Annotated in this window: 26 protein-coding genes; 14 read left to right on the top strand and 12 right to left on the bottom strand. The window is 40.2% G+C overall.

Annotated features, from left to right (window positions below; all coding sequences use genetic code 11):
• Positions 1 to 80: 80 nt before the first annotated feature.
• Complete coding sequence (locus DO88_RS03555) at positions 81 to 980, bottom strand: LysR family transcriptional regulator (RefSeq protein ID WP_033040565.1); 900 nt, start codon at positions 978 to 980, stop codon at positions 81 to 83.
• Between the two features lie 119 nt (positions 981 to 1,099).
• Here DO88_RS03555 and DO88_RS03560 point away from each other — a divergent pair, with 119 nt between their 5' ends.
• Complete coding sequence (locus DO88_RS03560; protein WP_033040563.1) at positions 1,100 to 1,666, top strand: NADPH-dependent FMN reductase; 567 nt, start codon at positions 1,100 to 1,102, stop codon at positions 1,664 to 1,666.
• A gap of 17 nt (positions 1,667 to 1,683) precedes the next feature.
• Here the strand turns inward: DO88_RS03560 and DO88_RS03565 are convergent, their stop codons facing one another.
• Complete coding sequence (locus DO88_RS03565) at positions 1,684 to 2,124, bottom strand: tellurite resistance TerB family protein (RefSeq protein WP_033040561.1); 441 nt, start codon at positions 2,122 to 2,124, stop codon at positions 1,684 to 1,686.
• Positions 2,125 to 2,222: 98 nt separating this feature from the next.
• Here DO88_RS03565 and DO88_RS03570 point away from each other — a divergent pair, with 98 nt between their 5' ends.
• A complete protein-coding gene (locus DO88_RS03570) occupies positions 2,223 to 2,603 on the top strand; it encodes a hypothetical protein (RefSeq protein WP_008138679.1) in 381 nt (126 codons plus the stop codon).
• A gap of 2 nt (positions 2,604 to 2,605) precedes the next feature.
• Here the strand turns inward: DO88_RS03570 and DO88_RS03575 are convergent, their stop codons facing one another.
• Positions 2,606 to 3,199 carry a hypothetical protein gene (locus DO88_RS03575; protein ID WP_033040560.1) on the bottom strand — a complete coding sequence of 198 codons (594 nt, stop codon included), beginning with the start codon at positions 3,197 to 3,199 and terminating at the stop codon, positions 2,606 to 2,608.
• Positions 3,200 to 3,472: 273 nt separating this feature from the next.
• Here DO88_RS03575 and DO88_RS03580 point away from each other — a divergent pair, with 273 nt between their 5' ends.
• Together DO88_RS03580 and DO88_RS03585 are read left to right on the top strand one after the other, a co-directional pair.
• On the top strand, positions 3,473 to 4,234 hold the full coding sequence (locus DO88_RS03580; RefSeq protein WP_033040559.1) for a hypothetical protein: 762 nt from the start codon (positions 3,473 to 3,475) through the stop codon (positions 4,232 to 4,234).
• Positions 4,235 to 4,879: 645 nt separating this feature from the next.
• Entirely contained in the window at positions 4,880 to 6,379 is a 1,500-nt protein-coding gene (locus DO88_RS03585) for a DUF3360 family protein (RefSeq protein WP_033040556.1), read from the top strand.
• A 93-nt stretch (positions 6,380 to 6,472) separates the two neighbouring features.
• Here the strand turns inward: DO88_RS03585 and leuD are convergent, their stop codons facing one another.
• From leuD to fabR, 5 genes are all read right to left on the bottom strand, one after another.
• Positions 6,473 to 7,072 carry a 3-isopropylmalate dehydratase small subunit gene (leuD, locus tag DO88_RS03590; protein ID WP_002961095.1) on the bottom strand — a complete coding sequence of 200 codons (600 nt, stop codon included), beginning with the start codon at positions 7,070 to 7,072 and terminating at the stop codon, positions 6,473 to 6,475.
• Positions 7,072 to 8,472, bottom strand: a complete 1,401-nt coding sequence (gene leuC, locus DO88_RS03595; RefSeq protein WP_033040553.1) for a 3-isopropylmalate dehydratase large subunit — start codon at positions 8,470 to 8,472, stop codon at positions 7,072 to 7,074. Before leuC ends, leuD begins: the two co-directional genes overlap by 1 nt.
• 60 nt (positions 8,473 to 8,532) lie before the next feature.
• On the bottom strand, positions 8,533 to 9,609 hold the full coding sequence (gene leuB, locus DO88_RS03600) for a 3-isopropylmalate dehydrogenase (protein WP_033040552.1): 1,077 nt from the start codon (positions 9,607 to 9,609) through the stop codon (positions 8,533 to 8,535).
• On the bottom strand, positions 9,606 to 11,159 hold the full coding sequence (gene leuA / locus DO88_RS03605) for a 2-isopropylmalate synthase (RefSeq protein ID WP_033040549.1): 1,554 nt from the start codon (positions 11,157 to 11,159) through the stop codon (positions 9,606 to 9,608). Before leuA ends, leuB begins: the two co-directional genes overlap by 4 nt.
• Before the next feature lie 405 nt (positions 11,160 to 11,564).
• On the bottom strand, positions 11,565 to 12,188 hold the full coding sequence (gene fabR, locus DO88_RS03610; RefSeq protein ID WP_002961087.1) for an HTH-type transcriptional repressor FabR: 624 nt from the start codon (positions 12,186 to 12,188) through the stop codon (positions 11,565 to 11,567).
• Between the two features lie 126 nt (positions 12,189 to 12,314).
• Between fabR and DO88_RS03615 the strand changes: the two genes are divergently transcribed.
• The gene (locus DO88_RS03615) at positions 12,315 to 13,448 is read left to right on the top strand and encodes an acyl-CoA desaturase (protein WP_033040548.1); all 1,134 of its coding nucleotides are present in this window, start codon (positions 12,315 to 12,317) and stop codon (positions 13,446 to 13,448) included.
• A 13-nt stretch (positions 13,449 to 13,461) separates the two neighbouring features.
• Positions 13,462 to 14,892 carry a Si-specific NAD(P)(+) transhydrogenase gene (sthA, locus tag DO88_RS03620; protein ID WP_033040546.1) on the top strand — a complete coding sequence of 477 codons (1,431 nt, stop codon included), beginning with the start codon at positions 13,462 to 13,464 and terminating at the stop codon, positions 14,890 to 14,892.
• Between the two features lie 94 nt (positions 14,893 to 14,986).
• Here sthA and hemE read toward each other — a convergent pair whose 3' ends face one another.
• A complete protein-coding gene (gene hemE / locus DO88_RS03625) occupies positions 14,987 to 16,051 on the bottom strand; it encodes a uroporphyrinogen decarboxylase (protein ID WP_002961084.1) in 1,065 nt (354 codons plus the stop codon).
• 527 nt (positions 16,052 to 16,578) lie between these two features.
• On the opposite strand from hemE, the gene DO88_RS03630 reads away from it, so the two are divergent.
• On the top strand, positions 16,579 to 17,049 hold the full coding sequence (locus tag DO88_RS03630) for an Rsd/AlgQ family anti-sigma factor (RefSeq protein ID WP_008138658.1): 471 nt from the start codon (positions 16,579 to 16,581) through the stop codon (positions 17,047 to 17,049).
• Between the two features lie 83 nt (positions 17,050 to 17,132).
• Here DO88_RS03630 and fkpA read toward each other — a convergent pair whose 3' ends face one another.
• The gene (gene fkpA, locus DO88_RS03635) at positions 17,133 to 17,885 is read right to left on the bottom strand and encodes an FKBP-type peptidyl-prolyl cis-trans isomerase (protein WP_033040545.1); all 753 of its coding nucleotides are present in this window, start codon (positions 17,883 to 17,885) and stop codon (positions 17,133 to 17,135) included.
• A gap of 214 nt (positions 17,886 to 18,099) precedes the next feature.
• Between fkpA and DO88_RS03640 the strand changes: the two genes are divergently transcribed.
• Together DO88_RS03640 and DO88_RS03645 are read left to right on the top strand one after the other, a co-directional pair.
• Positions 18,100 to 19,098: a WD40 repeat domain-containing protein gene (locus DO88_RS03640; RefSeq protein ID WP_033040542.1), complete on the top strand. Its 999-nt coding sequence runs from the start codon at positions 18,100 to 18,102 to the stop codon at positions 19,096 to 19,098.
• Positions 19,085 to 19,300 (top strand): SlyX family protein, encoded by a 216-nt coding sequence (locus tag DO88_RS03645; protein ID WP_007378900.1) that lies wholly within the window; start codon positions 19,085 to 19,087, stop codon positions 19,298 to 19,300. The genes DO88_RS03640 and DO88_RS03645 overlap by 14 nt, the downstream gene beginning before the upstream one ends.
• A gap of 32 nt (positions 19,301 to 19,332) precedes the next feature.
• Here the strand turns inward: DO88_RS03645 and DO88_RS03650 are convergent, their stop codons facing one another.
• On the bottom strand, positions 19,333 to 19,536 hold the full coding sequence (locus DO88_RS03650) for a YheV family putative zinc ribbon protein (RefSeq protein ID WP_007378899.1): 204 nt from the start codon (positions 19,534 to 19,536) through the stop codon (positions 19,333 to 19,335).
• A gap of 132 nt (positions 19,537 to 19,668) precedes the next feature.
• Here DO88_RS03650 and DO88_RS03655 point away from each other — a divergent pair, with 132 nt between their 5' ends.
• Together DO88_RS03655 and DO88_RS03660 are read left to right on the top strand one after the other, a co-directional pair.
• Entirely contained in the window at positions 19,669 to 21,591 is a 1,923-nt protein-coding gene (locus tag DO88_RS03655) for an ATP-binding cassette domain-containing protein (protein WP_033040541.1), read from the top strand.
• A complete protein-coding gene (locus DO88_RS03660; protein ID WP_033040539.1) occupies positions 21,575 to 22,003 on the top strand; it encodes a TIGR02444 family protein in 429 nt (142 codons plus the stop codon). The genes DO88_RS03655 and DO88_RS03660 overlap by 17 nt, the downstream gene beginning before the upstream one ends.
• A gap of 253 nt (positions 22,004 to 22,256) precedes the next feature.
• Here DO88_RS03660 and DO88_RS03665 read toward each other — a convergent pair whose 3' ends face one another.
• The gene (locus DO88_RS03665) at positions 22,257 to 22,955 is read right to left on the bottom strand and encodes a hypothetical protein (protein ID WP_033040536.1); all 699 of its coding nucleotides are present in this window, start codon (positions 22,953 to 22,955) and stop codon (positions 22,257 to 22,259) included.
• Positions 22,956 to 23,538: 583 nt separating this feature from the next.
• Between DO88_RS03665 and DO88_RS03670 the strand changes: the two genes are divergently transcribed.
• From DO88_RS03670 to DO88_RS03680, 3 genes are read left to right on the top strand one after another with little or no spacing between them, the layout of a single operon-like run.
• Complete coding sequence (locus DO88_RS03670; protein WP_008138654.1) at positions 23,539 to 24,531, top strand: hydrolase; 993 nt, start codon at positions 23,539 to 23,541, stop codon at positions 24,529 to 24,531.
• Positions 24,528 to 24,782 carry a YheU family protein gene (locus DO88_RS03675; protein ID WP_008138653.1) on the top strand — a complete coding sequence of 85 codons (255 nt, stop codon included), beginning with the start codon at positions 24,528 to 24,530 and terminating at the stop codon, positions 24,780 to 24,782. The genes DO88_RS03670 and DO88_RS03675 overlap by 4 nt, the downstream gene beginning before the upstream one ends.
• Before the next feature lie 57 nt (positions 24,783 to 24,839).
• On the top strand, positions 24,840 to 26,036 hold the full coding sequence (locus DO88_RS03680; RefSeq protein WP_033040566.1) for a dipeptidase: 1,197 nt from the start codon (positions 24,840 to 24,842) through the stop codon (positions 26,034 to 26,036).
• Positions 26,037 to 26,746 lie beyond the last annotated feature (710 nt).

The raw sequence follows: 26,746 nt of genomic DNA, 5'->3' as shown, positions 1-26,746 counted from the left end.
TAAATAAAAAATTTTTAACGACGTTATAGTGAAATTTAATTCGTTAAATTGATCAAAGATTTATGCAGGTTGGTATAAAACTATTGATTAGCAGCTAACTTACTAAAATGTGTTTTTAGCAACCCTGCAAAAGCTTGTACTTTAGCAGTGCGATGCACTAAGTGATGCGTGACTAACCATACATCGGTAGGCCAGCTTAACTCACTGTGTAATATAGGCACTAAATCAGGATATTGCGCCGCTACGTCATGCTGCAATCCGCCAATACCTAGCCCTTTAATTATTGCACGAGTCGCTTCTGCGGTTTCAGATACTCGCAGCTTTATTTGCGATGCGGGAATATGTTCATCAGCCCACGCAAAATAAGGCACGCGGGCATTAAAACCTGCCACACCCGATACAAAATTATGCTGTTGTAAATCACTTAATAATTTAGGCATGCCGTATTTATTAATATAACGTTTATTAGCGTATAAGCCCGATGAAAGCTGGGCCAAATGTTGAGCAATATAATCGCCTTCATCAGGCCTTGGGCCTGCACGCACTGCAATATGTGCTTGTCCGTGATCGAGTCTTAATCTTTTTTGTTCTAAAATAACTTCTAACTGCACCTGCGGGTGTAACGCCTGAAATTGCTCACACACATCCCCAAGTATATCCATAAAACCACTTACCGTCGTTAGCAATAAACTCCCTCTAAGGGTACTATCGGCTGCTGCTATATCGTTATGTAACTGCTCTAACGAACTATGAATAGTTTGCGCCGTTGCGAATAACTTAGTGCCAATTTCAGTTACCTTGTAGCCACGCGCATGGCGATGAAAAAGCCGTGTATTCAAGTTTTTTTCAAGATTATTAATTCGTCTAAGCACTGTGCTGTGGTGTACATTAAGCTCTTCTGCTGCCGCTGTTAACGTGCCTAAACGTGCTACTTCAAAAGCAACTTTAACGTCTTGCCAATCTTCAAACTTTATCGCCATGCTGCCTACCTTTTACTTATGTGCATATACGCACATAAGTGTTGCGTTTATTGGGGTTTTCTACAAGCAAAATTTTGCTACATTAGCCATGAAACTTAAAACATTAAAAGGCCACTACCATGTCAGCACCAAAAATTATCGCTCTAGCAGGAAGCCTTCGCCAAGAAAGCTTTAATCAAAAAATTATTAATGAAGCAGCACGTTTTGCTCTACAAACAGGTGCTGAAGTAGAAGTAATAAAACTAAACGAATTAAACATACCACTATTTAACGAAGATATAGAAGCGCAAGGCACACCAAGCGATGCACAGCTTTTAAAAGACAAGCTACGTACAGCCGACGGTATTTTACTAGCAAGCCCAGAGTACAACGGCTCTATTACCGCAGCACTAAAAAACGCCATTGATTGGGCATCGCGCACAGAACAAGGTGCTGTTCCTGCTTTTCGTAATAAAGTGGTCGCTTTGTTTGCAGCATCGCCAGGTGGGCTTGGTGGATTACGAGGTTTAAATCATGTGCGTGATATATTAAGCGGCATTGGTTCATTAGTGCTTGCCGATCAGCTTGCTGTACCCGCTGTACACACTTTATTTGATGAAAATGGGCAAATAAATGAACCTGTAACGGCTGAAAAAGTATCAGCCCTTGCTCATCAATTAGTAAGCGTTGCAAGTAAGTTAAAATAACTTGCACGCCCGCTTACTTACTTTGTCGCCGCTATTTTTGCGGCGATAAAATCGGTATGCGTTACATATAAAAGCCCTGCGACTTTACGTATTACGTAGTCTTCTTGGGGATCTATTTCCCCATCGGCATACGCTAAGCGCCATAATAGTTCTATTATTTCTATTCGCTGTACCGCGCTGCAATGCTCATTAATCTGTTTTGAAAACTGAAAGTAATCTATCGCACCATCCAAACTACTCGCCGCATTAGTAGTGAGCTCATCAACTTCGATATCTGTTAAATTAAAGTACTTTTTTAAGGTTACAGTCAGGGTTTGTTGTTCATCATGTTCAAGCTTGGCATCAGCGCGCATAACTTCAATTAACAATGCAGCAACGGCTGTTTTTAAATCGTGCTTTTGCATACTTGGCTGCTGGTCATCGAATACAGCAAAAAGTTGTTTTATCTGTTTGAACATCACACTTTCCCTTTTGGGTGTTAGACTAAACGAAAATTAATCGGCCTTATAACTCATATTAATGGGTATAAAGTTCGCAAATTAAAGGATACATTTTTATGAAAGGATTAAACTCTCCACGCTTCACTATAGGCGCGATACTGGTCGCCCTTTCGAGCGCAAATACAGCCTTTGCTGAAAAAGCCGAAACAGAAAAACTCTACGACTTTGACAACAAAGTGCATTACTACCAAACAAAAATTGGCGAAGACAATTATAAAATAAAAATTAAGTCTGACGATTACAAACACTTTTCCAACCAAAGCGTATTTTTATTACGCCATGCTGAGCGCTTATGTCGTGGCAACACCTTTATGTTGAAAGTGCTTGAAGGCGTGCAAGAATATGAACGTTTTCCAACTAAGCCACGCGCCTATCAACCAGATTTAAGTGTTTTACTACAATGCGAAACTAAAGAAGATACAAGCAAGGGCAAGTAACCTTAGTCTTTATAACCCCAAGGTGCTGATGGTGGATTAATCGGCTGAGTTAAATCAAAATCCACCTTAAACTCACGTCCTTGGCGAATTAATCGATAAGTAAATACTTCCGGGTAAATATACATTTGCCATGTATTACCTACAGACTGTGCAATGCCTTGTTTTACAAATAACTCTTTAGAGTACTGGTCTGCTGGAAACGACTGCATTTGTGCAAACCCTGCATCAAGCGTATGGCCACCATACATAGTTGATGCGTCGTCGCTGCCATCTTTATGACGATGATCGTGCTTTAAACTCAAGCCACTTCCCGTTTTTGTTATGATCCATGTACGTGATGCATCATCACCCACGTGAAACGGTACTTGTAGCTCAGTGTCGGTACATTTACGAACATGCATAACCAGTTTTTTATTCTCAAATGAACTTGGCCCTTTTGCATTATCTACACTTACTTTACCCTCAAACGCTTTACCACAATGCGCGGCAATACTATTAAAAAAGGCATCCTGATTAGGAATAGACACCAAAGGTGCAGGGCGTGCAAAGGCTGTTGATGTGGCAAGTATTAGAGTTGCTGCCGTTAATAATTTCATAGCAAGTTCCAAAAAATATTTAATGAAGTAGATTAACGGTTTCTCATTGATAAAGGAAATTTAATAGATTAAAGGTGTATAACACAGCTAACGTTGAATGCCTTCATACGAGTTAAACCTGAACTTATGATTTAACAAATAGCTATAGTCGTGTCAAAACACCTCTCAATAGTGCTAAAGCGATTGCACCCAAAATTGACACATGGGGGGAAAAATCTTATGATTAAAATTCGAGCAAAAAGGATATCACTATTAATTTAATGGATAAAAACAATGATTAAATTTTTTTTTACTATAGTTATCATGTTGGCACTACTCCCTCATAAGCTAATGGCGAATGATGCGAGGGTATTTTATTTCAACTCAGCTAATGGCGATGAAATTAAAGCAATTGCAAAAAGGGATGCCTCAGGGATTATGCAATATACTTTCACTGTTCCTGAAAATACTAACCCTTATAACGCTTTTTACGATTTTGTATTTTCAACTATGAATCAGGAAAATTACGAATACTTTGAGCTTAGGCCATGTTTTGATTGTCACGAAAACTACTCATTTGAAGAAAATGCTAATACAGAAAATAGCAAATTACTTTCACGTAATGAGCCTGTTGTAGAACGTAGAACAATAAAAAGCAAGCGAGACTTGGCCAATACCCTTTTGGAAAGTATTGCAAATAATTTAGGCACTAGAAGTGTTAATGCTGTTTTTGATGCTGCCACACAGAATCAAACAAGTGAATCAAGTCAATTTCAAGTGATCACTGTCGGTAGCGACAGAAAGCCCGTTGGTCTATGTCTAATAACTCAATCATCATGTGACACCATGAACGACGTATCCGCAATGTCTCTAGGAGGCAGTCAATTTGGTTTTGAAATTAGTAAAGTTTCTGAAATGGATCGCTGGGAAAGAGTCAGAGAAATTGAAGCTGCAATCGAACGATATGCCAGAAGTAAGCGATACCAATGCAAAGTTGTTGTTACCAATAGCGGTAACGGTGATGTAAGACAAATAGTTTGTTTTCCATCATACTAGCGTAATGAAACGCGGCCTTAACCGCGTTTCGGTGACACCAATAAAATCTAAGCAACTTAATAAACGCTCTTTTACGTCTTTACGAATACCAACACTAATTGGCCAGACTTATCGCTTGTTAGTGTTTGGTTTTTAGGCAAGGCAGAGCCTATGTAGTGTGGTTATTCCCCATAAATAGGCGATAACGCAGCATAAATACCAATTGATTTAGGGGAGTTTAGTTGCATCTCTATTCTTTATTGTTTTTATTAACAATCCGAAAGTAACAGAAGTATTATTTCTCCACAAATAAAACGAAATTAACGGCTGCTATCAATAAGCTTTTCAAACAAAGCGGCTTTTACAACCACTAAGACTAAAGGATAACAACCTGCCATTAACACTATTTCCCGCTATAAACAGTGATAAAACTCCTTGAAATAAAAACCAAGACATTGATTTGTAATAACTTTAAATCATTTTGTGTAGTTTTATAATTTTTAACGTAAAGCTGATTGTCAGATTAACTGTATTAAAAACAACCATGCACGACCTTTTGCCTATACATAGCAGCCCAAAAGCTGATCTACCCTGCATGTTCAATATTCATTTGCTTTAACAAAAGCCGTATTTATTTGATTAAGCAACAATGTTGCAGGAGAACGCATGCAAACTACACCACCCGGTGATGCACCATCAAACACGCACAAGAATGCTCAAAGCTACGAGCAGCTTCACAAACCGAGTTCAGAGTTTAATACTCGCGACGAGTATCTCGAACATGAATTACAGATTATGCAGCCTAAACGCTGGCGTCCTAATTTACCGTTTAGAGATTACCGATTTGAATTTGAAGACACCATTCCAGCAATGGCGGGCACTATTGGTAAAGTCGTTATGGTGGGGGCTATTGCGGCAACATTTGCAGCACCTCTTGGTTTAAGCGATGCCTTTGTTTTAGAAAACGTGCGCTACGAATTACTCATTGTTTCTATTTTTATCATCTTATTCTCAGGCTTTATTTTACCAACAGCTAACTTGGCTGGTACTCATGGCCCTCTTATACCGTTAATTCCTATTGTAGTTGCAGCTGGCGGCCACCCTATGGCGTTTGGCTTACTCATTGGTGCCTTTGGTTTTATTTTGGCCATAACCAAAGGAGGAAGTATGCTCGCACGCCTAACCAGTAAAGGTGTATGTGGCGGGCTACTCATTTATTTAGGCTTTATTGGTACTATTTCGCAGGTTAAAAAGCTGTTTGCCTGGGCTGAGGCCATTGATATGGCGCATATTGCGTTTATTGTTATTTTAGCCACCATTTTATTGTATGCGCTATTAGAGCACTTTAAAAAGCGTTGGTTAGCCGTGCCGTTAAGCTGCCTTATTGGTGGTGTGGTTGCCTTTGCTTTAGGCGCACCGTTTGAGTTTCATACTGCACCGGGTTTACCAAATATGAACCCAGCTTATTGGTGGGGTGAAAACACGGGCTGGATGCTTGGCCTGCCAACACTTGAAAGCTTTGTGGTTGTACTCCCATTTGCAGTGCTCGCCGTTGCTATGTGGTCACCAGATTTTTTAGGTCATCAAGTATTTCAAAAAATAAGCTATCCGCAACGTACTGAAAAAGTACAAATGAATATCGACGACACCATGCTGAGCGCATCGGTTAGACAAACATTTGGCTCACTTGCCGGTGGTGCTAACTTTACCTCATCGTGGGGAACCTACATTGTACCTGCTGCTATTGCTAAACGCCCTATTCCGGCTGGCGCTATTTTAACTGCATTATTTTGTATTATTGCTGGTTTATGGGGTTACCCTATGGATTTAGCCATTTGGCAACCTGTGCTTTGTGTTGCGCTTATTGTAGGAGTGTTTATTCCGCTACTTGAAGCTGGCATGGAAATGACGCGCGAAGGCAAAACAACGCAATCAGCCGCTATTGTGGTGTTTGCTTCGACCTTGGTTAATCCTGCTTTTGGTTGGTCACTTACTATGTTACTTGATAACTTAGGGCTGATTGGCTGTAAAGAGCGCAACGCTGAGCTAACTAAAATGAGCCGCTGGGTGATTCCACTTATTATGTTTGTGTTACTTACCACTGTAATGGCAATTGTAGGCATGTTACCCGGTATACCTGCGTTAATGGCTGACTTTAGGCATTAAGCCTTAGCTACCACATCTAATATTTACCCACAAAAAAGCACGGTAATTACCGTGCTTTTCAATACGTGATTTTACTATATACAGATTAAACAATTACTGCCAAGGGCGCTCAGCTGCTAGCTGTTTTTCAAACGCATCTATTTGTGGGTTGAGCGTTTCGGTTACACCAATAAAATCTAAGCCACTTAATAGGCGCTCTTTTACGTCTTTACGAATATCAAAACTAATTGGCGCAAACTTACTGCTTGTTAGTGTTTGATTTTCAAGGTCGATTTCAATGTTTATATCGTCGTGCTGCTCGCTAAGTACAAACAATTGCTCAAGCGTATCGGCAGGTAATGCAATGGCTAACATTTGGTTGTTACCACAGTTATTAAAGAAAATATCTGCAAAGCTTTCAGCTAAAATAACTTCAAAGCCATATTGCTTAAGTGCCCATGGCGCGTGCTCGCGAGATGAGCCACAACCAAAGTTGTCGCGCGTTAATAATATTTGCGCGCCTTGGTAGCATGGGCGATTTAAAATAAAGTCAGGGTTTGGCTCACCGTTATCTAGGTAACGCCAATCATAAAACAATGCCGCATCAAAGCCTTCACGGCTAGTTGATGTTAAAAACTGCTTAGGAATAATTTGGTCAGTATCAACATTGTTTTTATCAAGTGGGGCCATTAAGCCACTAAAAAACACGCTCATTAGGCTTCTCCTCTAATATCAACAAAGTGACCATGTATTGCAGCGGCTGCCGCCATTGCAGGACTAACTAAATGGGTACGCCCGCCACGACCTTGGCGACCTTCAAAGTTACGATTAGAAGTAGATGCACAACGCTTGCCTGCTTCTAGGCGGTCATCGTTCATCGCTAAACACATAGAACAACCTGGTTCGCGCCATTCAAAGCCTGCAGCTTTAAAAATATCGGCTAAGCCTTCGTCTTCAGCTTGTTTTTTAACTAAGCCAGAGCCCGGTACAATTAACGCCTCTATGCCGGCAACAACATGTTTGCCTTCAACAATTTTTGCAGCAGCGCGCAAGTCTTCAATGCGGCTATTAGTACATGAGCCAATAAATACCGTGTCTACTTTTGCGCTTGATAATTTATCGCCCGCTTTTAAATCCATGTATTTAAGCGCGCTGCGAATAGCATCGGCTTTAATTAAATCTGGTTCTTTATCTGGATCGGGTATGCACTCATCAACACCAATTACTTGCTCTGGGCTTGTGCCCCACGTAATTTGTGGCTGAATGTCGTCAGCATTTAGCTCAACAACTAAATCAAAGTGTGCGCCTTCGTCTGTTTTTAAGGTTTCCCAATATTCAACGGCTGCATCAAAATCTGTGCCTTTAGGTGCAAATGGACGACCTTTTAAGTAATCATAAGTAATTTGGTCAGATGCAATTAAACCCGCTTTTGCACCCATTTCTATGCTCATATTACATAGCGTCATACGGGCTTCCATTGAAAGCGCTTCAATGCCTGCACCACAAAATTCAGCTACATAACCTGTGCCACCAGCGGTACCTAACTTGCCAATAACCGCCATAATTAAATCTTTAGCCGTAACCGTTGGACGCAATACACCGTTAATTTGAATTTTTAACGATTTCGCCTTTTTTTGCTGTAGCGTTTGCGTTGCTAATACGTGCTCAACCTCAGACGTACCAATACCATGCGCTAATGCACCAAACGCACCATGTGTAGAGGTATGGCTATCGCCACATACAATGGTTGTGCCTGGCAAGGTAATACCTTGCTCTGGGCCCATTACGTGCACAATGCCTTGGTTAATCGAGTTTAAATCGTAAAGTACAATACCAAACTCTTTACAGTTTTTATCAAGCGCCATTAATTGGTTTTTAGATACTTCGCTTGCGGCATCAAGTGATCGGCTCTTAGTCGATACGTTGTGATCCATCGTTGCAAAAGTTTTTTCTGGGCAACGTACAGTACGGTTTTTTTCACGTAGACCTGCAAAAGCCTGCGGAGAAGTAACTTCATGCACTAAATGGCGGTCAATATAAAGTAAGTCGGTTTGCTCATTTATGCTGGCAACGGTATGTGCTTGCCAAATTTTTTCGTATAACGTTTGGGCCACTTGCTAATTCCCTAATCTGTTTGAGTTGCAGCATAACGGTGCTGCAACTTTACTATGTTATTAAATGCGTGAAACGATGGCTGCTGCCACATCGCTTGTGCTGTAACCTTCATTTGGATATATATCTGGTGTGCCAACGCCTGCTTCTACGGCTTCTGCTACTGCTTTTTCAATGGTGCGTGCAGCTTCGTCTTGCCCTAGCGAGTAACGTAGCATTAATGCGGCACTTAAAATTTGTGCTATTGGGTTTGCAACGCCTTTACCTGCAATATCTGGTGCTGAACCGCCTGCTGGCTCGTACAATCCAAAACCCGATTGATTCAAGCTTGCCGATGGTAATAAGCCCATTGAGCCTGTGATCATGGCGCACTCATCTGACAAAATATCGCCAAATAAGTTATCGCAAAGTAATACATCAAATTGGCTAGGCTGCTTAACTAACTGCATAGCGGCGTTATCTACGTAAATGTAATCTAGGCTTACTTCTGGGTAGTCTTTGCTTACTTCGGTGACTACTTCGCGCCATAATACGCTTGATGCTAATACATTGGCTTTATCAACAGAGGTAACATGGTTACTACGTAGTTTTGCAGCTTCAAAAGCAAAGCGTGCAATACGTTCGATTTCTTTTCGTGAGTATGTTTGCGTATCAAATGCAAACTCTTCTTCGCCTTCGCCGCTACGGCCTTTTTCGCCAAAATAAATGCCGCCGGTTAGCTCGCGCACACATAAAATATCAAACCCTTTTTCGCTAATATCAGCGCGAAGTGGTGACGCTGCACTTAATGCAGGTAATAACTGTGCAGGGCGCAGGTTACAAAACAAACCAAAGTGCTTACGAAGCGGCAATAACGATGCGCGCTCAGGCTGCTCATTTGGTGGTAAGTTTTCCCATTTAGGACCGCCTACCGAACCAAATAAAATAGCATCGGCGTTTTCACAAGCACTTAGTGTTTTTGGTGGTAATGCTTCACCAAATTCATCAATGGCTGCACCGCCAATTGCATGATGCTGACGGTTTAGGGTAAAACCAAACTTATCGCTCACAGCATCAAGTACTTGCTCTGCTGCTGCCATTACTTCTGGACCAATACCGTCGCCAGCTAATACGGCAACGCTGTAGTTTGTTTTACTCATCCTGCTTTCCTTTGTTGTTTTAAATCAGACACTTTCTGTGCACGATAAATTAAGTTATAAACACGGATCATGGCGCGCACCGACGCTTCAACCACATCCGCTGCAATGCCCGCACCGTGATAAGGTCGGCCATTATATTTAGCTATTATATTTACTTGCCCTAATGAGCTTGCACCTTGACCTGTCGCTTCTAAGTTATATTCAATCATTTCAACGCTCATACCGGTTAAGCGCTCAATAGCTGCAAACGACGCTTCTACTGGGCCATTGCCCGTCGCGGCTTCTTGTTTAGCTTCGCCATCAATGCGCATGCCAATGGTAGAGCTTGCTACCGATTGTGAGTTAGAGGCTGAGTTAACAAATTCTAATTGGTATTTTTCGTCTTTGTCGTTAATTTGATTAAAATAAATCATTGCCTCAAGGTCGTAATCGTATACGGTGCCTTTTTGGTCAGCTAATTCGATAAAGCTTTTGTATAAGCCATCCATATCGTAATCAGATTTTTGATAGCCTAACTCTTCTAAGCGATGCTCAATAACATGACGGCCCGAACGCGAAGTCATATTTAATTGGTTGCTTGGCACACCCACGCTTTCTGGCGACATAATCTCATAAGTATTTTGCGCTTTTAATACACCATCTTGGTGAATGCCAGAACTATGTGCAAAAGCGTTTTCGCCAACAATCGCTTTATTTGGTTGTACTGGCATATTACAAATTTTAGCCACTTGACGAGAAGCGCGGTAAATTTCTTCACTTTTTATGTCGGTGTATACTTTTAAGTGGTCGTGGCGCATTTTCATGATCATCGCCACTTCTTCAAGTGAGCAGTTACCAGCACGCTCACCAATGCCATTAATAGTACACTCAATTTGGCGTGCGCCGGCTTGCACTGCTGCCACCGAGTTTGCTACGGCTAAACCTAAATCGTTGTGGCAATGCACACTTAAACGCGCTTTATCAATATTTGGCACGTTATTCATTAAATGGCGGATCATCGCGGCGTATTCGTCTGGTGTTACAAAACCAACGGTGTCTGGCAAGTTAATAGTTGAAGCGCCGGCGTTAATTGCCTGCTCAACAATTTTACATAAATCCCAATGCGGCGTACGACCGGCATCTTCACACGAAAATTCAACATCGTCTGTGTAGTTACGTGCTAATTTAATTGATTTAACAGCCATTGCCGTTGCATCGTCTAGGCTCATACGTAATTTATGTTCAAGGTGCAAAGGGCTTGTAGCAATAAAAGTATGAATACGGCTTTGCTGAGCTGTGCGAAGTGCTTCGCCACAGGCTTCAATGTCTTTGGCAACAGAGCGTGCTAAACCACAAATAATCGGACCTTTTACCTCGGTTGCAATACGTTGCACCGAGCGAAAATCAGCAGGGCTCGAAACCGGAAAACCCACTTCCATCACATCCACATTCAAGCGGCTAATTGTATGCGCTAATTGAATTTTATCATCTTCAGTAAGGCTTGCTTTAAGTGCCTGTTCGCCATCACGTAAGGTGGTATCAAAAATCCATACTTTATCTTGCTCTTGCATAACTGCCCCTCATTCCTATGTTACCCAAATTTCAATTAATCCCAGCCGCGAGATAAAAAAAACCCCGCAATTGCGGGGTTTTTAGTGTTCAACTCGATGCAAACACACTAATCCCCGCTCACTGACCATAGCAGTAAGAGGTTAAGTTTTAGTGTAATTAAACGAATAATATGCATCTTGTTTTCTTGTGTGTGTGTTCAGTGAAGCCTATTTTTAACATTACAAAGCGACGGAAGCAAGCATAAAAATTCCACAAAACAGATTTAAAAACGATTCAATTGGGTTTTTTAATTCAACCAAGGTACCCATTAAGAATTAAAATAACAAATACATGACTAGTGACGCTTAAATTAATAAGCACTGCAATATACAGTGCTTATATTAACTTTTTACAATTTTTTTAAGCTATGCTTCTTTACTCGTTTCTCTTACGTAATGCCCGGCTCCACGAGTAATGTAACGCAGCTGCCAAATAACGCGCTCAATCAATTCGTCGCGTTGCAATCCTTCTATATCGAGCGCCTCTGCCCCCGCATTAAATACGAGCGTTACCATAGATTCAGCCTGAATATAGGCATGCATAGCGTTGCACTTAGTTTCACTTTCTAAATAATGAGCCAGCTCTAAAATAAAATGTTTTACCTCGCGCGCTACTGCGGCTCTAAATGCTTTAGAAGTCCCAGAGCGTTCTCGCAGCAACAACCTAAATTGGTTACTTGAGTTATCAATAAACTCCATAAAAGTAACCACTGAGGTATTTATAACACTGCCGCCATCGTTTGCTATTCGTCTGCGAGCTTGACGCATTAGTTGGCGAAGAGTTAAGCCGGCTTCGTCTACCATGGTTAAACCTAGCTCATCCATGTCTTTAAAATGACGATAAAAAGACGTTGGGGCAATACCGGCTTCTCGTGCTACTTCGCGTAAACTTAAATTCGAAAAACTATGATCAGCACTCAGCTGATTAAATGCCGCTTGAATTAACGCCTGTCGTGTTTTTTGTTTCTGTTGCGCTCTAACACCCGACATCAACAGCTCCCTGAATTATTTTATATGAATATTTAGTGATATTAGCTCAATTGTACAGTCTAATACTTGACGACAAGAGTTTGAAATACTATTTTAGCTTACAGTTGTACGCTGAGATTGAGAATTATGAATAAACCACCGATTATTTGGACAAACGTCCTATTTTTTAGCCTAACCTTTTTGGCGGCTGCCACACTTGTACCTTGGTACGCCATTAGCTACGGATTTACCAGCGCGCATTGGATTGCTTTTGTAGGCTGCATGTTTTATGCGGGCTTATCAATTACTGCCGGCTACCATCGATTATGGGCACATAAAACCTATAACGCACACCCTACAGTTGAATTTATTTTTGCGCTTGGCGGTGCTTTTGCACTACAAAACAGTGCTTTGCATTGGAGTAGCGATCACCGTATACATCACGGTCAAGTTGACGACCCAATAAAAGACCCTTACGCGGCTACCAATGGTTTTTGGTATAGCCATATCGGATGGATGTTACGTGACTACCAAGGCGATAGCTACGGTGATTATAGTAATTGTCGTGATTTACAGCGCAATAAAATAGTTATGTGGCAACACAAACATTACTTAAAGCTTGTGATTGCTATGAACGTAGGCTTGCCTGTTATACTTGGTTTATTGGTTGGTGATGTGTGGGGGATGTTAATTCTTGCAGGTTTACTACGCTTAGTACTGAGTCAACACTTTACCTTTTTTATAAACTCAGTTGCACATATTTGGGGCTCTCGCCCATACACCGAAAAAAATACGGCACGTGATAACGGCTTTTTAGCGTTATTTACATACGGTGAGGGGTACCATAACTTCCACCATATTTTTGCAAGCGACTACCGTAACGGTATTAAATGGTTTCATTACGATCCAACAAAATGGATGATTCGCTCTTTAGCAGCTGTTGGTTTAGCCAATAAGTTAAAGCGTACTCCTGTTGAACGTATAGAAAAAGCGAAGGCCGAAACGCTCATGAGCAAAACGCAAACGCGTCTTGCAAAATTGCCTTTAGCACAAGATAAGATTACATTATTACAACAAGAGTACGATTTACTGCTGAAAAAACTGCAAAATTATTGTTCACTACAAAAACAAGTGTTAGAAGTTAAAAAAAATAACATGGCAAAGCAGTGTGAACGCTCAGCATTAATGGCACAATACCATGAGTTGGAAGCCGCCTGGGAAAATCAAAAACAGGCTTGGCTAGCACTTAATGCGAGGTTATTAAAAGCCTCTTTTAATTAATTTAGGAGTGGCTGTGGCCAAACAACCAGAACAAAAAAAAGTACCCGTGACATACCAATATGATGCAATAATTATTGGCACGGGTCCTGGCGGTGAAGGTACCGCCATGAACCTTTCAAAAAACGATAAAAAAGTAGCGGTTATTGAACGCCAAGAATCAGTTGGTGGCGGTTGTGTACATTGGGGAACAATTCCTTCAAAAGCGCTTCGCCACTCTGTTAGCCGCTATATTGAATACAAAGCAAATCCGTTATTCAATGTTGGTGAGCGCCCTAGCCGCTTAACATTTCCTGATATTTTACGTCACGCAAGTTCTGTTATTTCTAAGCAATCTAATTTACGTAGTAGCTTTTACGATCGTAACCGCATTCATATGTTTCAAGGTGATGCGAGCTTTGTAGATAAGCACACAATTGAAGTAAAAAGAAATGATGGTTCAACTGAGCGACTGACTGCTAAAACAATTGTTATAGCAACCGGTTCACGCCCTTATCGCCCACCTGAAGTCGATTTTACGCATTCTCGTATTTATGAGAGCGACACTATTTTAGGTCTTAAACACGACCCTCATCGCGTACTTATATACGGCGCTGGTGTAATTGGTTGTGAGTACGCTTCTATATTTAAAGGTTTAGGCGCTAAAGTTGATTTAGTTAATACACGTGACCGCTTGCTTGCTTTTATGGATGCTGAAATATCTGACGCGCTTAGCTATCACTTTTGGAACAGCGGTATTGTTATTCGTCATAACGAAGAGTTTGACCGGATAGAGACCCGTGACGACTGCGTTATAATGCATTTAAAATCAGGTAAACGCGTAAAAGCTGACTGTATTTTATTTGCTAATGGTCGTACTGGTAACACTGATACACTAAATCTTGAAGCCATTGGCTTAAAAGCCGATAGCCGTGGCCAATTAAAAGTTAACGAAACATACCAAACAGAAATTGATAACGTTTACGCTGTAGGTGATGTAATTGGCTATCCTAGCCTTGCAAGTGCTGCGTTTGACCAAGGTCGTATAGCTGCTGATGCAATTGCATGTGGTAACTGCGATGACAGACTGATTGTTGATATTCCGGCTGGTATTTATACCATTCCAGAAATGAGCTCAGTAGGTAAAACCGAGCAAGAGCTTACAGCCGCTAAAGTACCATATGAAGTTGGCCGTGCTCAGTTTAAGCATTTGGCTCGCGCGCAAATTGCTGGTACTGAAGTAGGTAGTTTAAAAATATTATTCCACACCGAAACCAAAGAAGTACTTGGCGTACATTGTTTTGGCGAACGTGCTTCTGAAATTGTTCACATTGGCCAAGCCATTATGGAACAAAAAAATGGTGGCAATAATATCGACTACTTTGTAAATACCACATTTAACTACCCAACCATGGCTGAAGCCTACCGTGTTGCGGCATTAAATGGTTTAAATCGCTTATTTAAATAAGTAGTTTTAAAAGCCTTTATAAATAGGTAACAAAAAACCCGCAACTTAGCGGGTTTTTACTTTTAAACAGTTTTAAAGCTTGTTTAAGTGACTATTACTTATGGTACTTAGCACTTAGCTCATGTACTGCATTAATGAATACGCCAGCATTTTCAGGGTCTACATCTGGTGTAATACCGTGGCCTAAGTTAAACACGTGGCCATTGCCTGTACCAAAGTCTTCTAAAATAGTGCCTACTTCTTGGCGAATACGCTCTGGTGTACCGTGTAACATAGATGGGTCCATATTACCTTGTAGAGCTACTTTATCACCCACGCGGCGCTTAGCGTCGCTGATATTAATAGTCCAATCAAGACCGATTGCATCACAGCCTGTTGCTGCAATAGCTTCAATCCATTGACCACCATTTTTAGTGAACAAAGTAACCGGTACTTTACGACCGTCGTACTCACGAATTAAGCCATCTACAATTTTATGCATGTATTGTAGTGAAAATTCGTTGTAATCGCGCGGGCTTAATACACCGCCCCATGAGTCAAATACCATTAGCGATTGCGCGCCAGCTTTAATTTGAGCATTTAAGTAATCAATAACTGAATCAGCTAACTTATCGAGTAATAAATGAAGTGTTTGCGGTTCTGCAAACGCCATTTTTTTAATTTTACCAAATACTTTGCTGCTACCGCCTTCAACCATATAAGTTGCTAGCGTCCAAGGTGAACCAGAAAAACCGATAAGCGGTACTTCACCTTTAAGTTCACGACGAATAGTGCTTACCGCGTTCATTACGTAGCCAAGCTCGTCAGTTGGATCAAGTTTTGGAATTTTTTTAACATCAGCAAGTGATGAAATAGGACGTTCAAACTTAGGGCCTTCGCCAGTTTCAAAGTAAAGACCTAAACCCATCGCATCTGGAATCGTTAAAATATCACTAAATAATATAGCGGCATCTAACGGGTAGCGACGTAGTGGCTGCAGTGTAACTTCACATGCAAGCTCAGCATTACGGCACAGGCTCATAAAATCGCCCGCTTGTGCACGTGTAGCGCGATACTCTGGTAAATAGCGTCCTGCTTGGCGCATCATCCATACCGGAGTTACATCAACAGGTTGTTTTGCAAGTGCACGTAAATAACGGTCGTTTTTTAATTCGCTCATGGCGTAAATGATCCTAAGACTTGTATAAATTGTGCAAGATTGTACCACCATATTCTCCGACCCTCTATTGCTTAGGGACGAAAACAGCCTTACCTAGAGGCAGATCAATATAATCTACGGTTTCAACCTATTTTGACTATAAAACAAGCAAACAAACCATAACATTTAAAACTTTTTATTAATATGTTTGCAACATCGAAAAAAGCTTGTTATTGTTTGTCCCGCGTTAACAAAAACAATAATAAAAATCTTAAAATAATAAAAATAAAAGTTTTAAAATAACAACAATAAAAATTATCTCATAAAAATAAGAAAGCTTGTTATAACAAGCCAATGAAAGAAATTAGACCACCTTAACCGGTGGTTTTTTCTTGCCTGCAATAAATCTCACCATTTACCATTCAATAAATTACATCGCTTTTAGAACATCTGTTTTACTTGTTGATATACACGCAAATTAAATATATCTTGATGTATATAAACTTATTATACTTAATTTAAAGACCAACCCAGCTAGGAGAACAGTTATGCTGACGCGTGTAGAAAAAGCTCAACAGAAATGGGGTGGTAGCCACACAGTAATCGATAAATGGTTAAATGAACGCCAAGAGCTTATTGTGCTCTTTTGTAAAATGGCTGGTTTTTCTCCATATGATAAAAAAGATCATGCTTTACCAGAGCCTGCTCAAATTGAATCTTTTTGCCAAATTCTGATGGATTACTTGTCTGCTGGTCATTTTGAAATTTATGATGACATTGCTAAAGCTTGTGAAAATAAAGGCCCAAAAAGCCAAGAACTTGCCAATGCAATTTACCCGCGCATTTCTAGTACAACTGATATTGCACTGGATTTTAACGATAAATACGCAGAAGTAGATAAAGAAGACTTATTAAAAGATTTTGATAACGATTTATCTGTTATCGGTGAAGCGCTAGAAGCACGATTTGCGTTAGAGGATGAGCTTATTGATAACTTGTTTTCTAATCACACAAATTAATACGTTACTTACACGTATTAAAAAAGGGACCTAAGGTCCCTTTTTGCATTCATAAGCTAAATAACTTTTAGTTTATATGGTGATTATTTTGCAGGAGCTGCGTCTTCATCGTTTTGAATTTCAAGTAATTCAACATCAAAAACAAGTGTTGAGTTAGCAGGAATTTTACCTAAATCGCGGTCGCCGTAAGCAAGTTCTGAAGGAATAGTAAACTTGTACTTAGAACCCACTGACATAAGCTGTAAACCTTCAGTCCAACCCGCAATTACGCGGTTAAGAGGGAAAGTTGTAGGTTCGTTGCGTGCATATGAGCTATCAAACTCAGTACCGTCTAATAAAGTCCCTTTGTAGTGTACTTTAACTACATCAGTTGCTACTGGCTTTTCGCCATCACCTTCACTAAGCACTTCGTACTGCAGGCCAGACTCCGTTACTGTAACGCCTTCTTTTTTAGCGTTATCAGCTAAGTATTTAACACCCGCTTCTTTGCTTTTTTCAGACTCAACTTTTGCTGTTTCTTCTTGCTTAGTACGTACTGATGTATCTAATGCAGTTAACACTTCACGAATTTTTTCTTCGTCAATTTTTGCATTACCAGCAAGTGCATCTTCAAAACCACGAATTAAAAGTGCTTGGTCTAGTTCAATACCAATTTCAGTTTTGTCTGCTAGATCTTTATTTAAAAAGTTACCTACAGATGCACCAATACCGTATGCTTGTTGCTGTTCAACAGTGTCTAGCTTAACTTCTGCTTGCTCTTTTTTTGCTTCTTGATTACAAGCTGTAAGCGCTAAAACTGACGCTGCAATCAATGACAATTTAATCGTCTTTTTCATTTTAAATCTCCGACACACTTTGCAGTTGTCATTTATTGTATTATTACTAGTTAAAGATTAACGGCCTACATGATAGGCTGCTTGTTTAATGACTAAATTTCACATTGTTAGCTAAACTAAAAACATATCCAGTGATTAGACAAACAAACTAGGCATTCAACGCGTCCTAGTCTAACCTCTCAGTCACTAAGAGTTAAGAGGAAATACCTGTAACATGTCGATATTTCGTACTTTTTTAATCGTATTTAGCTGTTTTTTAGCCATCGCCTGTACCGATAAAAAACAACAGGCTGTAGCAAGCTACGAACATGCTGCGCAAGGTGCATTTTCATCAACGCTATCGAACGATGGTAAATACAGCTTGATCTCCTCCATTAACCATGGGGTCGCCCTGTGGGATAATCAACAGCAAGTGCTAAAATACCAGTGGTTTCAGCAACAATCACAAGATAGCCTAGTGTATGCAGTAGCCATTGCTTTTGATAACAGCGTGGCCGTTACCGCCGAAAAAACCACGTTTGCGGTGTGGGATATAACCACAGGCAAAAATAAAGGTTATTACAAAATACAAAAAGCCAGTATTCGCGATATTGCCATTAGCAATCAAGGCCGTAGTGTTTTATACGGCCGTAGCGACGGCGTAGTTGTATTCATAAACCTTGAAACCGGCAGACGTATCGAATTTTTAGGTCATCAAGATAAAGTTAACACCGTTGATTTATCGCCCAACGGACGCTTTGCTTTAAGTGGCTCTAACGATTATGTTGCTTACTTTTGGGATACACGTACAGGGCAAGTAATTCATCGTTTTAATCACCCAACGCGTGTTACCCACGTAACGCTCGATCCACAAGGTCGCTATGCGTTTACGGCCGATAGTATGGCACAAGCAAATGTATGGAAGCTGACTACAGGTGATCTTGTGAGTAAACTGAAGTATATTGCGCGTCAGAAAACTTTTACTGCTGTGCGTTTTAACGAACAAGGCACTTTGCTTGCAACCGGCTCGCCAAATAAGCGCGTAGATTTGTGGCAAATACCAAGCGGTGAAAAAATTCAAACTTGGCAGGTTGCCCCGCGCGAAGGCAGTAAGCCTAAATCGGCGGTGGTGCTAGATGTGACATTTACAGATAACGGTAAGTCGTTGTTAACCGAAAGCTCCAGCGGGATCGCAGAGCGATTTATTATACGAGAGAATAATGAACACAATTGAACATCGCTTAATGGAACTTGAAGCCAAAGTGGCTTTTCAAGACGAAACGATTGAAGTCTTAAATGATGAAATAAAAGTGCACCAACAGCTGTTAGCAAAAATGAAACGCCAAACCGAGCTGCTAGCAGAAAAAATTAAAGAGTCGCAGTCATCATCGTCTATGATGTCAGAAGCACCTGAGCCGCCTCCACCGCATTACTAAAGCCGGTAAAAATTAGGCAATAAAAAACCGGGTTAGTCGCCCGGTTTAAACACACCAATTACTTGTTCAAATTGGCGAGTAGACGCCTGAACAGCGTTATCGGGTTGCGCCATTTTATGACCACACTCAACACACTCTACTTTTTCAACATCATGTTCTCTGTATAGCATCATAGTATCCATGGCTTTGCAGTCAGGGCACGATGCACCAGCAATAAATCGCTTCTTTTGTCTCACAACATTTTTCCTGTGGTTTGAACTGCCGCTATTTTATCGTATAACTTCACTTGTTGATACGCTTGATAAGCGCATTAAGTTCTATGTTATGATAGCGCCAACTTAACAAGGGCACAGCAAAGTAACGCATTCATGATCCAAATCTCAGAAATAGAACTACTTCGTGGCGGTAAAGCCTTATTAAAAAACGCATCAGCTACGTTATTTCCAGAACACAAAGTAGGCCTTGTTGGCGCTAATGGCTGTGGAAAATCAACGTTATTTGGTTTACTAAAATCAGAACTGCAACTAGATGCCGGTAATTGCAATATTCCAAAAGATTGGTCTATTGCCTCAGTAAAGCAAGAAACTCCAGCCCTTGAAATAAGCGCAATTGATTATGTACTCCAAGGCCATCCAGAATACTATGCAATGCGTATAGCACTGCGTGAGGCCGAGCAAAACAACGATGGCGATACACAAGCCAAAGTACATATTCAGCTTGAAAACATTAAAGGCTATAGCATTGAATCAACCGCAGGTGAGCTATTACACGGCTTAGGCTTTGCTAATAACCTAATAGAAAACCCTGTAAGCTCGTTTTCGGGTGGTTGGCGTATGCGTTTAAACCTTGCCCAAGCATTAATACGCGACGCCGATTTACTATTACTCGATGAGCCAACAAACCACCTTGATTTAGATGCCGTTTATTGGCTTGAACGCTTTTTACGCGCTTACACCGGCACCCTTGTACTTATATCGCATGACCGTGAGTTTTTAGATGCGGTGGTTGATCAAATTTGGCACGTAGATAAGCAACTTATCAACGTTTACAAAGGTAACTACTCGCAGTTTGAACGCCAAAAAGCAGAGCGTTTACTACAACAACAAGCAATGTTTGATAAGCAACAAGATCAAATTGCGCACCTTGAGCAGTTTATAACGCGCTTTAAAGCAAAAGCCAGTAAAGCTAAACAAGCACAAAGCCGTGTGAAAGCACTTGAACGCATGGAAAAACTAGCGCCGGCACATGCCGACTCGCCATTTAACTTTGAGTTTGCAGAGCCAAAAGCATTACCAAACCCACTAATGACAATAGATAAAGCCAAAGCGGGTTATGGTGACGTCACTATTTTAAATAATATAGAGCTAAACCTTGTACCAGGCAGCCGAATTGCTTTACTTGGCCGAAATGGCGCAGGTAAATCAACATTAATTAAACTGCTTTCTGGTGATTTAGAGCCGCAAGCTGGCGAAGTTATTCAGCATCACGGGTTAAATATTGGTTACTTTGCGCAGCATCAGCTTGAATCTCTTGATTTAAAAGCCAGTGCAATAATGCACTTACAACGCCTCGACCCAAAAGCCACTGAGCAATCACTACGTGACTTTTTAGGTGGTTTTGCCTTTATTGGCGATAAAGCCCTTGAGCCCGTAGCCCCATTTTCGGGCGGCGAAAAAGCACGTTTAGTACTTGCCATGTTGGTATACCAAAAGCCAAACTTATTACTACTCGATGAGCCTACAAACCACCTTGATTTAGAAATGCGCCATGCACTTGTTATGGCACTGCAAGGCTTTGAAGGCGCCATGGTTACCGTATCGCACGACCGCCATATGCTTAAAAATACCGCCGATGAGTTTTACCTAGTCGATGATGGCAAAGTAACCCAGTTTGGTTACGACTTAGATGCGTATTACCAATGGTTACTCAATGCCAATAAAGAAGCGGTTAAAGCGCAGCAAAGCGACGAGCCTAAAGCAAACCCAGGTGTTAATCGTAAGGAACAAAAGCGCTTAGAGGCTGAGTTTAGAAAGGCCACTCAGCCACTTAAAAAGCAAATTGAAAAGCTTGAAAAGCAACTCGATAAATTCACCGCAGAACTAGCTGAAGTTGAAGAAGCACTCGGCGATAACGAACTCTACAACGACGATAACAAAGCCAAGCTTAAAGAGTTATTAGCTAAGCAAGCAACGCTTACACCTAAACTTAACGACGTTGAAGAAGAGTTACTTATGGCACTTGAAGATATGGAAGAAAAAGAACAGGTATTCGCCGATGAACTTGCTCAATAGCGACCATTTTTGGCAGTTTGCGTGCACCTTGTACGCAAAGCCTGAGCAACAAACAACCTTGCTGGCACTACAAAACCAGCAAGGAAAAAACGTCAATTTATGCTTATTACTGCTTTATTTAGATTCATTAAATTTAAGTATTAATACCCAACAGCTAAATGAGTTAACGCAAGTAGTGAGTGAGTTTGATACTCACGTATTACAACCCCTGCGCGCCGCACGCAGCTATTTAAAAACTAATCAGAATACGATAAGTGATTACGCTACAATACGCGCAGAATTGCTAAGCGCCGAGCTAAAGCTTGAAAAACAACAGCAACATATGTTGATTGAAGCAGTAAATGAGCTTGAATTAGTCAAACTTTCAGAGCCAAACAACATTGAGCTATATGTGAAAATTTCTAGTTACTAAACTCTAGAAATGATCTCGCTCTATAACTTCCCAAAATAGATTTACATCTATAACCATACTCTAGTGCCCTATTAATAGAAAAGTAGTTCGCAGCATCAGTGATGAAAAAGTAGAGCCCAAAAATTGGATTCGCTTACTATTTATTAAGTTTAAACTTGATGCATTATATTAAACGCAACTCTCCAAGACTCAATATTGATATCCACAGCTTTTTTAATATCGATCTTTCCGGGTTCGTAACGCACACTTGGTGTTATTGAGGAGAGCAATTCCCAGTTAATTTATGAGTTTTTTTCACTTTATCCGTTTTACTAGTTATAAAAAATTTAAGCACCTTCTCTACAAATTGAACTGAATGCCAAGCTGATAAATCCGGGCTCTTAGGTCTTATCAGTAAATTTTCGCAACTCACAAATGAATCCTTTAATGCTGAATTTATAAAGTCATTTTTATGAATTGCTTTCATAAGCTGTGATGCTTTCAGGCAAGTAATGAATAGTGCTTGAAGTTCATTTTCATCCGATATTGTTAGGGTTAGCCTCAAAGAATCAGCTAGCTCATGAATCATATCTACAACATTTAGAACCTGGCGACTACCCATATTTTTTTTGGTAGAAACAATTAGTGCTTTCCCAATAATGAATGGAACTTTCACTTCAAATACATCACCATGAATAAGAAATGGGAATTTAGCCTGAGTAAAATCGATTTTTAATTTATCAGAGTATAAATTTTTATACCAAAGATTAATATGACTCGAGAGATTCATTGTTGTTATTGGGAAACTAACTTTCTCTAAAGGTACGCCAGCCAAAGGAGCGCTGACTTTCAAAAGTGTCATAGCATCAATTGCTGCTATCATTGGTCGTGACGAAATATCCACTCCATCCTGTGAAAGCTTATGATTTATTGAAACCATCATAGTTTCAAATTCTTCGTTTTCTATTAGCAAGTTAAATCCCTTTAAGTGATACAGTGTATTTTTATAAACCATTACTATCTAGTGATTTATTTTCAATTAAAATAAGATCGATAATATAGACAATTTGAAAATCAATCAAAAACATCACCTTCTTATTCTGTGCAGCGCCTCTTTGTTCCCAATGATGGCTCCCACTAATTCATTAATCCTGAATCTACTCGGTTTTATACACTAACATTACTTAAAACATGATCTAAATCAACTTAGCTTCATTCCTACACCTGCTTAGAAAAATAACTTGATCTCGATCACGTTGCGACCTGCAAACACCGCCTATGATTAACCCATCAACAACGAGGGGAACAACTCATGAACGTATTCTTTAGAGACTTTTTTACAGATCCAGTTTTATTTATGTCTTTTGGGTTTTTAACCATCGTTGTTTCTTTGTGTATCTTTTTTGCTTTTTTCTTTTTGAAAAAAATACATGACGCAGAAATTCCCGAACAAAATTAAGCACGACGCACAAAGCGCCCTATCAGTTACTGATTAGGCGCTTTTTATTCTTTTTGATACACTAGCGATTCTTTTTTGCAAAGTGTGTAGTACAAATATGATCCCACAGTTTAAACCCGCATGGTGGATGACAAACCGTCACGTTCAAACCATAATGCCGCGTTTTTTCCGCCCATTTCATAACACTAGCTACGAACTTGAGCAACTTGATACACCCGATGGCGATTTTATCGAACTTGCTTGGTCACTTCCGCATAACGAAACTGCACCTCTTGCTATAGTCCTTCATGGCCTTGAAGGTAATATAAATAGCTTTTACGCTAAAGGCATGATGAAGGCATTAAAAAAGCAAGGTTATGCAGTTGTGCTTATGCACTTTAGAAATTGCTCAACCGAAGTAAATCGCTTGCCTCGCGCATACCATAGTGGTGATACCGCCGACTTAGCTTTTTTTATTAATCATCTAAAGCAACAATATCCAAATAGACCTATGGTTGCCGTTGGCTTTTCTCTTGGCGGTAACGTACTTGCCAAATACTTAGGTGAACAAGCACTAGCATGTCCTTTAAGCGCGGCTGCGGTTGTTTCTGCACCTTATGATTTGTCGTCATCAAGCGATGTAATTCGTAAAAGCCTAGGTAAAATTTATCAAAAGTATTTGCTCGATCGCATGAAAAAGTCGATGCAACGTAAGTTGCCACAAATTAAGCAGCAAATATCTATCACTACCGATCAATTAATGAACATTGACGACCTATTAGAGTTTGATAACCAGCTAACGGCTCCTTTGCACGGCTTTGAAAACGCTCACGATTACTATCGTCAAGCCAGTGCGATGCCATATTTAAAGCATATTGCTGTGCCTACATTAATTATTCATGCAAAAGACGACCCCATGCTCTCAATTAAAGCCGTACCGAGTAGGCAAGACGTAAGTGAGCATGTTACGCTGCGCATCTCTGAAAAAGGAGGGCATGTTGGCTTTATTGCCGGTAAAAATCCGTTTAAGCCTATATTTTGGTTAGAAAAAACCGTACCCAATTACTTTGGGCAATATGTTTTAAATAAAGTGAATAATGAGCAACTATGATCATCCCTTTTGAGCAACTCGATAAAGATACGCTATACAATTTAATAGAAAGCTATGTTTTGCGCGAAGGCACCGACTATGGCGAAATAGAGGCTAGTATTGAATCTAAAGTAAACCAGGTTAAGCTTCAGCTTAAAAATGGCGAAGCCATGGTGTTTTTTTCAGAGCTTCATGAGTCTGTAACCATTATTTCGAAAGGCGAATTTAAAGCGCTGCAAAGTGAGGAGCATCAAGCAGAGTCGTTTGATTAGCACTTGTAACTTTTGAATTGAACGTACACAATGGCTTTTTACCCTAAGAGCCAAAACATGATAAAACTCAGCACTCTAGTGGTAGCCATATCACTAGCTTTAACTAGCCAAGCCCAAGCAGAACAAACAATAACAGCATCTGACAAGGCAATTAAACTCGCTAAAGATACCATTTTAATTGATACCCATATCGACGTACCTTATCGAATTCACAAAAGCTGGGTTGATGTAACCAAAGCAACTAGTGATGGCGATTTTGACTATCCTCGCGCTGTAAAAGGCGGTTTAAACGCACCGTTTATGTCAATTTATATTCCTGCGCATTTGGAATTTGAAGGTAAAGGAAAAAGCTACCAGCTAGCCAATCAAATGATTGATAGTATGGAAGCGATAGCCCAGCGCGCACCCGATAAGTTTGCTATTGCGAGCTCAAGCACTGATATTGAAGAGCAATTTAAACAAGGTAAGCTGTCTATAGCCATGGGTATGGAAAATGGCTCTCCTATTGAAGGGGATATGAAAAACCTTCAGCACTTTTACGACCGTGGTATTCGCTACATCACGCTAGCGCACTCGCAAAGCAACCATATTTCGGATTCGTCTTACGATATACGCCGTAAATGGAAAGGCTTAAGCCCATTTGGTAAAAAGCTTGTCACTGAAATGAATAATATAGGCATGCTAATTGACGTATCGCATATTTCTGATGATGCGTTTTATCAGGTTATGGAGCTCTCTAAAACGCCAGTAATTGCCTCTCATTCATCACTTCGTAAATACACGCCAGGCTTTGAGCGTAATATGAATGACGATATGTTACTAGCGCTGAAAGAAAATGGCGGCGTTATTCAAATCAACTTTGGCTCAAGCTTTGTTACCGCTAAAGCAGGTAGTTGGGGCAAGCAATTAAAAAACACAAAAGAGTCAGCTAAAAAAGAAGGCACTAAGTTAAGTAAAGATTTTGATGCTGCGTACCGCGCTAAAAACCCATACCCATTTGCAAGTCTTGAGCAAGTGCTTGACCATATTGATCACGTAGTTGAGCTAATTGGTATTGATTATGTAGGTATTGGCTCTGATTATGATGGAGTTGGCGATTCATTACCTATCGGTTTAAAAGATGTATCTAGCTACCCTAATCTTGTTCAAGGTTTAATGGACAGAGATTACAGCGACAAAGATATTAAAAAGATTTTAAGTGGTAATTTATTAAGAGTTTTAAAACAAGCGCAAGAGTATGCGAAAAAGCACTAAAGCTTTTATCATATATTAGTAATTGGCTAAAAGACCAAAAGCTAACTCAATACATAAGCGCGGCCCTGCCGTGCTTTTTTATATTTAACCGCATGGTTATCTTCAGCATTATTTTCCCTCAGGTTTCGTAAAACTCAACCCAAGCTATGGCAATAATGCTATACCTAGGAGAAAATCACTTTTCTTCAGACATTAAAAAAGGCCACCTAAGTGACCTTTTTATAATAATTAACTTAAAAGTTAATTATTACGCTTTGAACGTTGCTACAAAGCACCTACGCCTAAGGTAAGAGCGCCACCTTCATATGACACTTTTCTTCAGGCATTAAAAAAGGCCACCTGAGTGACCTTTTTCTAACAATTAACTTAAAAGTTAATTATTACGCTTTGACCGTTGCTACAAAGCACCTACGCCTAAGGTAAGAGCACCACCTTCATATAACACTTTTCTTCAGACATTAAAAAAGGCCACCTAAGTGACCTTTTTATAACAATTAACTTTAAAGCTAATTATTACGCTTTGACCGTTGCTACAAAGCACCTACGCCTAAGGTAAGAGCGCCACCTTCATATGACACTTTTCTTCAGGCATTAAAAAAGGCCACCTGAGTGACCTTTTTCTAACAATTAACTTAAAAGTTAATTATTACGCTACGATAGTTGCTACAACACCAGCACCTACAGTACGGCCACCTTCACGGATAGCAAAA

It is taken from the genome of Pseudoalteromonas sp. S3431 (genome assembly GCF_000690035.1).
GTDB classification, from domain to species: Bacteria; Pseudomonadota; Gammaproteobacteria; order Enterobacterales; family Alteromonadaceae; genus Pseudoalteromonas; species Pseudoalteromonas fuliginea.
Note: the sequence above shows the minus strand (reverse complement) of the source record. Positions and strands in the feature narration are given on the sequence as shown.